Annotated in this window: 7 protein-coding genes, 2 pseudogenes and 1 other annotated feature; of the genes and pseudogenes, 3 read left to right on the top strand and 6 right to left on the bottom strand. The window is 53.0% G+C overall.

Features of this window, described 5'->3' with window-relative positions:
* Positions 1 to 302 precede the first annotated feature (302 nt).
* Complete coding sequence (locus tag DID99_RS37515) at positions 303 to 647, top strand: hypothetical protein (RefSeq protein ID WP_185733866.1); 345 nt, start codon at positions 303 to 305, stop codon at positions 645 to 647.
* Positions 648 to 753: 106 nt separating this feature from the next.
* Here the strand turns inward: DID99_RS37515 and DID99_RS38550 are convergent, their stop codons facing one another.
* The 5 genes and pseudogenes from DID99_RS38550 to DID99_RS35045 form a co-directional block, all read right to left on the bottom strand.
* Positions 754 to 933: an H-NS family nucleoid-associated regulatory protein gene (locus tag DID99_RS38550; protein ID WP_409362721.1), complete on the bottom strand. Its 180-nt coding sequence runs from the start codon at positions 931 to 933 to the stop codon at positions 754 to 756.
* An 898-nt stretch (positions 934 to 1,831) separates the two neighbouring features.
* A complete protein-coding gene (locus DID99_RS35060; protein ID WP_124668581.1) occupies positions 1,832 to 2,380 on the bottom strand; it encodes a hypothetical protein in 549 nt (182 codons plus the stop codon).
* A gap of 1,154 nt (positions 2,381 to 3,534) precedes the next feature.
* Positions 3,535 to 3,885: a hypothetical protein gene (locus tag DID99_RS35055; RefSeq protein WP_124668580.1), complete on the bottom strand. Its 351-nt coding sequence runs from the start codon at positions 3,883 to 3,885 to the stop codon at positions 3,535 to 3,537.
* A 177-nt stretch (positions 3,886 to 4,062) separates the two neighbouring features.
* Positions 4,063 to 4,425 (bottom strand): annotated as a pseudogene (locus DID99_RS35050) (transposase); the annotation flags it as partial.
* Between the two features lie 278 nt (positions 4,426 to 4,703).
* Positions 4,704 to 5,333 carry a LuxR C-terminal-related transcriptional regulator gene (locus DID99_RS35045; protein WP_185733865.1) on the bottom strand — a complete coding sequence of 210 codons (630 nt, stop codon included), beginning with the start codon at positions 5,331 to 5,333 and terminating at the stop codon, positions 4,704 to 4,706.
* Between the two features lie 2,636 nt (positions 5,334 to 7,969).
* On the opposite strand from DID99_RS35045, the gene DID99_RS38545 reads away from it, so the two are divergent.
* Positions 7,970 to 8,266, top strand: coding sequence for a transposase (locus DID99_RS38545; RefSeq protein WP_221623073.1), 297 nt, complete (start codon positions 7,970 to 7,972; stop codon positions 8,264 to 8,266).
* Between the two features lie 717 nt (positions 8,267 to 8,983).
* Here the strand turns inward: DID99_RS38545 and DID99_RS38135 are convergent.
* Positions 8,984 to 9,847: pseudogene (locus tag DID99_RS38135) on the bottom strand (IS3 family transposase); the annotation flags it as partial.
* Positions 9,451 to 9,565, bottom strand: a sequence feature (AL1L pseudoknot). It overlaps the preceding pseudogene by 115 nt.
* A gap of 145 nt (positions 9,848 to 9,992) precedes the next feature.
* On the opposite strand from DID99_RS38135, the gene DID99_RS35035 reads away from it, so the two are divergent.
* Positions 9,993 to 10,241, top strand: a 249-nt coding sequence (locus DID99_RS35035; RefSeq protein WP_148094692.1) for a transposase, incomplete at its 3' end; no start/stop codon positions are given.

Below are 10,241 nucleotides of genomic sequence, written 5' to 3'. Positions count from 1 at the left end.
ATGCGAAGGGCTTCAGCCTGTTCATGCTGCGCGCGATCCTCAGCGGGCGCGGCGACGAGATCGTCGAGCTGGCGCGGGCCAATTTGCGGTGACGGTGTGAGGCGGCGCGGGTATCGAGTCCGTCGCCGCATCGGCTGCGTCCGCACGTGATTTGACGCGGTTGACTTCGGGGTCCGGACCGCAACGGGCGAGTATGCGCGGTCGAGTGCTTGTCGCCGCTCTTGTTCCCGAATCGTCAGTCCGGGAATGCTTCGCTGCCGCCCTGCAGCTGTCCATTCGCGCACGGCCTCCGTGAACTCCAGATGCAGTTCGTCGATCCGGCGCATCAGCCGTTGACTTCGCTGACACGCCGGCCGGTAATGCGCGCTCGATCACGCGATACCAACAAACCTGACCTGCTGCGAAACAGGCAACGCATAGCCACGACCAATCATCGCTTCGCGCTCAGCGATCCCGCCTTGGTGAGCGCGCCGATTAAAATCATTTTCCAAGCTGAGTTGGCCGATCTTGGTGTGCAAGGTTCTACGCATGCGCTCGCGCGCAGTGCTGAGCGGCCTATCGTGCGCGACGACGTGCGCCAACATCGATCTGTCTGTGAAGCGTTGAGGGAAAGCATGCCAGCTAGATGGGTTAGGTATTTGCGGTAGACTCATGTCCTGCTTCGTTGTTAGCTAACCTATTTTGACGTCAATTGAACGGGATACCAGCATCTGACCTTGTACCCTCATCGGAAACGCGTCGTTCATTGACGGCTTACTGTTCGATGAGGAACGCGTCGCGATCCTTCCCGGCAATCCAGGCTGGCTCGCGCCCCCGGCCGCTCCATTCGCGTCCGCTGGCTGGGTCGCGATACTTTGCGACAACCGGTTTAGTATTGTACGTGCCACGTCGATATCGACGAAGTTCGTTCGAAGTAATATCCCACTCGGTCATTTTCTCGCGAATTTCGTGCAAAACCTTTTTCCGTTCGCCCTGCCACGCATCCTCAATTCGCCTGTTCAATGATTGCAATTCGGCACTGAGGTGCCTATACGTATCTCCCTTCACCTGAATCCCCCTTCAATCAGATTTAATGAAATCGATTCGCGCCGATTGGCTATGGCATGATCGCACTCCGCGCTCGAAATAATGTCAGCCGAAAAAACAAGAAAATGCCTCGTAAAAGAGAGAGGCAGAAGTACAAATAAATCGGCATGCACTGACACCCTCTATTTTCAAACAACCCCACAAATTAATGAAGATTGTTATCGAAAATTAAATTCGTCAAATATTCGATTGAATCAATCGTGCGCAGGTAAAACAAATTTACTCAAACACCTCTCCAAAAAAACACCCATCGTCCGCCCTCAAGCAAAGTCGGCATCAACGAATTTTGCATTTTCAAATATTACTCCCGATAGATCGCCCGTTACAAAACGGACCCAATCGGATATTAACCAACACCCCCCCCCATTTCTATCAGTGAGCAGCCAAAAATCCGCATGCCCTTGAATTTCTCTCTTTGCTCAAGAATTAGCATCGATTTTTACGTGCGAAACTTTCGCCGATCTCCACCTCGATACGTTGTCCTTTCTTCGATCGACGCACTCTGAATGTAACTGCCCACCGTAGATCATCGCAAACGCCGCGAGACGAGCCGGTTTCCATATTTTCCGCCCGATTTCGCTTGGATGTTATGAATAGTTTTTAAAGACAATTAGTATACGCCGAGCTTGTCCGTAAAAGTTGCGCGGCACATGTTCCTAGCATCCAGCCTCATTCACTGTGCCGATACAGAACAAACACGTCTTGTCACTGAAGGTCCGGTCTTGGTGTTATTCCCAGTCGCATGCTAAATATCCGAACCGGGTGACAGTGGCGACAATGCATCGCTCGCCAAGAAGGCATGTATCTGTGTCCATGCGTTCGCATATCGAAATGCTGGCAACGAACCAAGCTGTTCGTCGTGCAGTATAAGTACCTGCGCCAGTACCGCATGACCGGATGCTGATAGTGCCCACCGGCCTTCGTGGTGGCCTCGCAGCCCACAGCGCCGAAGCGAAGCTTCGGCGCTGCGCAGCAGTCCAGAATCAATCCGCTCATGCGTGGCATTTGCAATGAAGTGTACTAGATATACTACCTTGAGCAGCACGCTCATCTGTTCGATGCCGCCGTAGCCGCTGTACAGCGCCGCAAGGGCGAGGTGATGTTCGAGCGAGATTGCTCTGCTTTTTGCGACGGGCAACGGCAGCAATTGTTCGCGAGTGAGATGTTTTTGGCGAAGCCTGTGTGAACTAGCACGGGAAGATGAACGGGCCATATTGGAGTAGTCAAAAGTCGGTTGTTTAGTTTCTGACATGCACATCAACGCAATGCAATGTTTCGACGGCGAAATTGCCATCACGCATTCAAACATCAGGCTCGATGCAAGAATTCATAAATCGAATTCCATCAGCCAACAACAGCGACAAGCCATTAAATATATTATTTTCTCATTGCCAAATAGATCAACCGCCGCAAATTTGTCAATTCCGAAATTAATCTAATCAAGTATATAGCTTATAGTGGACTCAAATACAGCAACAGCTGGCCGGCGAAGGGAAGGGGCAGCAGTTCAACATGTCGCTTAACCCACAATGCAGTGATTTTCAAGGTGCCAGCATCTGGAAGCGGCTAACCAAATTTCCGGAAGAACTTTGATTGATGCGCATCGACCTCATCTTTGATGAGCGTATCAAACCGACCAGTGTTAGCTGCGGCGCGAAGAGCAATTCTCGAGTAATTTGTCGCGTTGCCGACTAGCCGGCAACGTACTTTCTTTTTTAAGAGACAGTTTCCCCGTGGGGCTGTGAATTTTCGCGGCGTGCTGTTAGCCTGAGTCCTCGGAATAACCAAGGCTCGAGAGATGGGCAAGCCGACCATCGAGGATATACGGTCGAGATCGAGCTGGGGCGGGACAAAAGATTTGGCCAAACCCTGCCGCCCCCATGCGTCCCGGTTCCTAGCACCACATCGTTAGCTATGCCAACGGCACGGCGCTCGTCGCGGTGCTGACCCGCGCGAATGCCAATAACGTCACGCGTGCCCATCGACGAGCGCTATGCAAGTGTGGTATCGAGCCGGGGATCGCCAAACACCGCACCCAACACGGTTACTGCCTGATCAGCCGGAATACCCTCCACCGTGCCGAGCAGCCTTTTTGAAACCACCTCTTAGAATGTCACGCTCCATCTTCGACCGCACCACTTCAGCACGAAGTGTCGACAACTCCATCTGCGCCGCTCATACCAGCATCTTGCTCGCTCCGTCACGTGTGCCTTCCGGTTCTGCCTTGATCAAACTGAAAATCTACTTCACCAGTACGTCCCACGTCACGGCCAGCGCCGCAACACCTCGACCGACCTTGAAGCCGAACCACTTTCAGTTTAAATCTGCTGTGCATCGTTCTCACGTCGCCCGGCCCCACCCCTTACAGTTCTTGCCTGAGTTTAAAAGATCGGCAACAGATTCATTTTCCGGGGCAGGTCTAAAGCGCTCCCTTTCGTCCGCCCACGATTAATGTTTCTCACTGTAAATTCGCCGACTATTGCGGTTCTCCGTCCGGTTGAGATTACGCTGCTCCTGTTTTGTAAGATGACCATTGTTATTTGCTTCGTCTCGCTCCTCCCGGCGCACGATGCTCGCGTTGGCGCGCTCAGCTCGCCCCGCTTGGGCGGATGTCATCGTACCGTTATCGAGACCATTCTGAATGCGGTCTTGCTGATTCTCTAGGCGACGGTTCACTTCGTTCACGCGCGGATGTCCATCAACATCGGCCATTTGATTCTGCTGCGCCAGCCCGATTCCGGGAGGCACCGCTAGCCAAACAAGAAGTCCAGCGATAACAAATTTCGAGGTTGTTCTCATGGTAAGAATTTATTTACTCTTCGTTAGTGACGATTTTCAAAAAGGCTGCTCTGCCCGCGGAAGGGTGTTCCAATACATTGGGTAACATCCGAATTTGACGAACGCGTCGCGAATGCCAGCACGGCGCCCGATACAAATACGGAGGCGGTGGTTGCGTGACGTCTTTCGGATTCGCTCGGTCAGAATCGCGGCGAGCTGCGTACCGTTGGCGCTGGTGACGATGTGACCTCGAAACGGGCTCACTCGATCGATAGGTTTGGCCCAATTTTTGCTCGCCACAACGGCGGGAATCGGTGACGAATCGACGGCAGATCGCAAGAAGTCGATTGGGTCTGCTGCGCGCAGTTTCACGAGCAACAACTCGTGCAGACGGCCCCATACCTCTGCAGCCTGCCAATCCCGTAGCCGTCGTCGGCAAGTCACGTACGCGCCGCAGCCTATCTTGGCGCATACGTCGCGCCAGCGCAGGCTAGTCCGAAGAACGAATAGGATGCCGATCAGCACTGCGCGATTCGAAGCAGGTACGCGGCTTGGGTGACGATAGTATCAGTTCGATATCCATAATACGTCCTCGAATGATCGGCTTGCCCATCTCCTCTGCCTCGGTTATTCCGAGATCTCAGGCTAACGGCTCGCCGAGAAAGTTAGCAACCTCACGGGGGCTTTCTTAAACACCTCTTAAGGATCCAATTTTCAGTTCATCAATACGACCACTAGTCAGTGTTTAGAATTGGAAATCAAAGCCACTTTCCAAGCGTAATCGCGTGGCCATTTCCTTATCACGACGCGCGACAAACCTATTATTCTTATTCCGCCGACTAGCTGGAAACCAACCCCAAACGACGGGCCCACTGCGCCAGCTCGACGGCACTATGTGCCTCAAGCTTCTGCATCATATTCGCCCGGTGCGACTCTACTGTCTTCCTACTGATGGCAAGTTTCTCTGCAATCTCCTTGTTGCGCTCACCTTCAGCAATAAGTTTCAGGATCTGTCGTTCGCGCAAGGTCAAGCGATTGCGGACCTCGCATCGCCGTTCGAATTTACCTTGCCGGCGAAGGGCCAAAATTTCGTCTGAATTCAGTTGTGGATCGATGTAACATCGGCCGCTCAAAACTGTAGACAAAGCAGACTTAAGGGTATCAATTCCACTTTGCTTCAATATGTAACCCTCAGCCCCTGCATCTGTTGCCGCGGCAGCACCGTCTTCGTACAATCGCCCCGAAAGCACCAGAATACGAATTTTTGGAAAGCGGCGTCGGACAAGTGAAATCACATCCAGGCCACTCAGCGATGAAAGACTCAACTCCATCATGATCAGATCGGGATGCAGCGTTCGACACAGCTTTAAGGCTTCGTAGCCATCCCCTGTATCAGCTATCACCTCCAGATTCACATACCGCAGCAAGATTGCCTTGAACCCCTCTCGCACCAGGTCATGCTCGTCCACGATTAGAATTCTTGAAGCTCGATACGGCTCGCCTAACCCGCGCTCGCCCACTATAGCACCCGTTGTTTGTGTTTCGATTTCCAGGTTCCTCACGCGTTAAAGCGGCAATTGCTGCGCGACCCTGCTCCAACGAGTAGGAGGATCTACAGAAACTCCCTCTTTCTTCGCAATCGACTCGACACGCATAAAAATGGATACTGCAAATACACACGCTGTGATTGGCGGTGACATTAGGGGGAGGGAATTTCAACAAAATAATTAAAATGCATACGCGATAAACTTATCCCCAATTCCATAAAACCATACCCGTCTCCCGCTCCTCAACGAATCCCTAACCACCCATCACCTACGATTTTGAATCAGCATCACACAAAGGCCGCACAAACCTTGATGGCGCATTGTGTGTGCTACATGCGCACAGATCCTCCAGATCCATACGTTCAAAAACTGCGGATCAGTCCTCGAAATTACATCAGTTTCATCTAATTCGACCACTCCGCGCCATTAGTCGAATCTTGTCGCACACCTTACGATGGCAGAGCAAATTATTGCGATGTCAAGTGGATGCCTAGCGCGCTGGAACATGGCGTCCACATTCGCTCGATCGCCAAACTCTTCAGCAAACCGTCCAACATCGCCCCGATCTTTCCTCAGGTCGACTATCACCCGCCGCCGTAATGGCCTACCTTTTCGCCTCATCGATTGCCGTCCATTCCATCACCCACTCCCGTCCATGTCGACGTCGTTCGCACCGCTCTTCATGCCTATAACACCAGTGCATGAGCGCGATACGCGGGCCGACGCAAACAACGCGCCGAATAGACTCCAAACGACATCACCCTAGCTGACCATCACGCCAAAGCAGTAGCCAAGCCTTCCATCGTTTTACCCATTCTATGACCCTAATTCTCTTCAGCGCTTCCGGTCGACTGCAACGCCTCGATAATTGTTGCGCCGCCACCTTCATCACCGAGGGCTCGCTCGGCGAGCCGCCGCCTCCTTCGTTCTCAAGGGCATTGGCAATGCGAATCGGCCCAACAAGCCATCTTTCCACCGGCCTCAGCTCTTCGCTCCTTATCTAGCCGAGATCAAACCACCATTAAACAAGCCGTAAATTGCGTTGGCCTCAACCCGCGGTATTGGCACCAATCGAATGCCATCCAGGGCATTCCGACCTTAAGAGATGCGCAGCGTTTTCGCGCTCATGGTGCTTGCGAACTATAAGTAGAGGCGAGATAGTCGTCTTTCGAAAAAGAGCATTGTTTTGCGGATTCCGATGCGTTTCGATCGTGTTGGCGACCCCTGTTTAGCGCAATGCCGTGCAAAGAAGCAACGCGACAACGCAGCCGCTGCAGAAAGGTACTTCGCACGACCAGCAAGCAGATGCGCACTACTTGTGCGATGTTGGCAGGCAAATCGCCGACCGAAGCAACAAAGACAATCGGGGCACGCGACAGACCGCATTCACGTGGAGCGCCCTGCTCGACAAAGTCGACCTGGAAGCACCTTGCGTGATGGCCATCTGGTGGCTGCCCTGCATTACCGCGAGGCGCACATCCGGAGGTTGCTGAGTACGCTCGGAGCTCAGCTCGCGAAAGCTCGCAGAGCGAGCCATCAAGCCAACCGGAACGCGACGCTGACGTGAAAGCGCAAGATGGCGCCACGCTCCAAATACGCACCGCCGAGCAACAATGAAGCGTCTTTATTGACGAGGATCGGCCCTCTGAAAGCGCCCCACGTTGGTACATATGCTAGCGCCCAAGGCGCCGCAGCCCAATCATTCAATCATCCTCAACCTGCAGCAAGCCTCACTTCGTCACTCGGCTCACTTGCACTAGGAAGGATCGCGCGGAAGGCTCAAATCCACGAAAGAGCCATGGCACCATCTTGCAGACAAAAACAGGAGAAATATTAGATTTTGGAAGAATGTGCCAGGTAAACACTAAATTATATGAATGACCGACGCTGGTGGATCAGATAGCCGACAACGTCGTCAAGCTAGGTCGCGCCACGTCGACTTCGACGATGAAATGCCAGATGAGTTCATGGAAGCGGTAAATATGAACAAAGAAGCTCGTAACAGATCTTCGAAAGATACACTGTAGATGGCTTCGCAAAGCTCTTGTTCGAGTGATCGATCTCGTTATCGAGAAGCAATGAATGACGCCGCATCATATCTGATCCGCCAAGCAGGTGCACTACACGGTTCTGCCCAAGAACACGGATCGACGAACGTGGTGACCACGCGAAACGGATTGCGCTCAGTTCACTGGGGCACTTCAATCAAAGATCAATATTTATAAAATAAACAATAAACACCTTATTCAAATTCTTGCAACTCATGGACTCGATCCTTTTTCGACACAATTTAGCAAACCGAATTTTCTGGACCTATTTTTCATCGTGAAAATCGATACCTCCGCCACACACACCAGCTACTCAATAATAATTTCTCAAACTTTAAAGTCATGTGCCGCATGTTAATTTTGGCGAAAAAATCACCCGAGAATGATGAACTAAAAATTCAGGTCATCATTGAGAAATTCTTCTGAATTTTTCTTCCCCCTCAATGCAGAGGCGCCTGCATTCTCGATAATATAGCCCGACCTTTCGCGCCCACAGACTTTGTTTTTTGGATGGGTTTTTATATGGGATATCACCTACTAACCGATTCTGAGTGGAATCTTGTAGCCCACCTCTTTCCATTTGAAGAATCTCATCGTCGATTCGGAAACGAGAGTCGCAATCCACGCGACTTGCTAAATGCCATTATTTGGGTTTTCACTCAGCGAGAAAAATGGATAAATATTCCAAAAGATATGCCCCCATACAAAACATGCTACATAAAGTATTTACAATGGAGGAGATGCGGAATCATTGAAAAAGTCGAAGAAAAGCTTGACATTAAATTAACTCAGGAATCATCACACTAAATTAAATTACATCGAAAGCCCCCCTCTCTCAGCCGGACTTTTTCGACTGATTATACGCCCATCTGATTGTGGTCACAGTTTGCGTTTTTGAAACAAACTTCCCTGATGAATCTGGTAATTATGTGATAAATCATACGAGGAGCGCGTATTCTGGCAGCGTTCTTGCACTTCCAGATTGCGTGGTGTATGCGATGATTACGCGATACCCTTTACCCAACGCCCGTTATGCTGCGGCCCGCTGGCGACAGACGGATGTCGGACAGGCGGCGCTCAGCAGGCTGTCGAGCACCGCCATGCCGATGGCGGACTCGCTCTGCTGGGCCGCGAAGTCACGGGGCACGCAGTCGTGCACCGATCAACGCCATGAACACCCCATGGCCGCCTCCACCAAGGTATGCGGCCAAATCCGATGGCGGTCACGTCCGGTGGCCAATTCAATTCGCAGCTGACCACCGCTGTCGAGCGCTGCGGCATCATGACCTAGATGCCGTCACCATACTGCGCGACCATCTGGTAGGGCGCGCGCCCCCTCGCGATCGCCCGCGTGATCTCGTCATCAACCTGGTCGGCAGCACCGCGACCTGCGACGCGCCGTCTTCCCGCTCGTCTGCCAGCGTGCGCGCCACGATCTGCCGATGCAGGCATCCAGCGCCAGATGCAGCTTGCGCCAGCTCTGGCGTGACTGCGCACCGTGCTTTTCCTCTAGTCACTGGCCTGCGCCGAATGCAAGTGCATCCAGACAAAGTCTGTGGTCATTGACGAGTTGACGCACAAGTCCATAATAGAGTTGGCAAACACGTCGATCACAAATGCCATGTTCAACAAGCCCTGAGGCCGAAACGTACACAAAATCCGACATCCGGAGCTGATTTGGTCGATCGTCCTTGAACTATCGGCTCACTCGGTCCGGCGGGCGTGACGCGATCGCATCGGGAATCGTTGTGCGAACCCGCTTACAGAGAGCTACACCACGCAAACACTGCAGCTTCATCAATCGTCTGATTATGCAGCGTGCCACTGCAATGCCATCGCGGTTCATCTGTATCCAGACCTTCGCCTCCCCATAGACCTGGATGTTGGCTTGCTAGCACGCTGATCTGCGGCAGCAAAAGCTCATCGAGTTTCGGCAATCCCTGCGCTTCGACGAATCGCGAAGTTGTGCCGCATAACATCAGTATGCCCGACGGAACCCCGCGAGACCTTGCAGATCAGCTCAACCCCGAAGGTGTCACGACGCCGCTCAATGGAGGCCTTCGAAACTTGAAACGGCGGTCGAGCTCCGCATGGACGACAAATGACATTCAGCCAGCTTGAGAGTCGCGTCGGTTCGGCGTAGTTCTTTGGCCTCGCACCCCAGACCCTTGATGCATTCACGCTCGACTGCACTCACACCATCGCGTTTCCCACGATCGACCTCGTTGCGTTTGACCCAATTCAGCAGCGTCTGCGGCGGACAGCTGATCACCTGTGCAATCGATTCAACTACCGTTGACAACGACGAGTGCTCACCACGCTGCTCGCATACCACGGGACTGCGCGCCCTCGGACTTCTGGGGAAAACTCGCTTGGCTTCTTGTGCACGGCTCCATTCCGCCAAGAGTGGAGCCTCAGCAAAACCCGGAGCGGGACACTCAGCGTCGATTAGAAGCTGTTGCGAAATTACGGATTAGGTCTGTCAACTTTTTCGAGAGGGTGTTAACTTTCTTGTTTTGCCTGCCAGGAAGCGATGCCCAAAGAACTGATAGACGACGAGCTGTGGTCACTCATCGAACCTCTACTGCCGAAGCGGGCGCCACGGAACCGCCGATACGCGGGGCGCAAGCCGACGCCGGACCGAGCGGTGTTGACCGGCATCGTATTCGTGCTGCGCTCGGGCATCGCCTGGAATCTGCTGCCGCAAGAAATGGGCTGCGGCTCAGGCACGGCGTGCTGGCGGCGGCTGGTGGCGTGGCAAGAGGCCGATGTCTGGCAACGC

The organism is Burkholderia sp. Bp8986 (assembly GCF_003854225.1).
Lineage (GTDB): Bacteria > Pseudomonadota > Gammaproteobacteria > Burkholderiales > Burkholderiaceae > Burkholderia.
The sequence above is the reverse complement of the archived record's forward strand: the minus strand, read 5'-3'. Positions and strand labels throughout refer to the sequence as shown.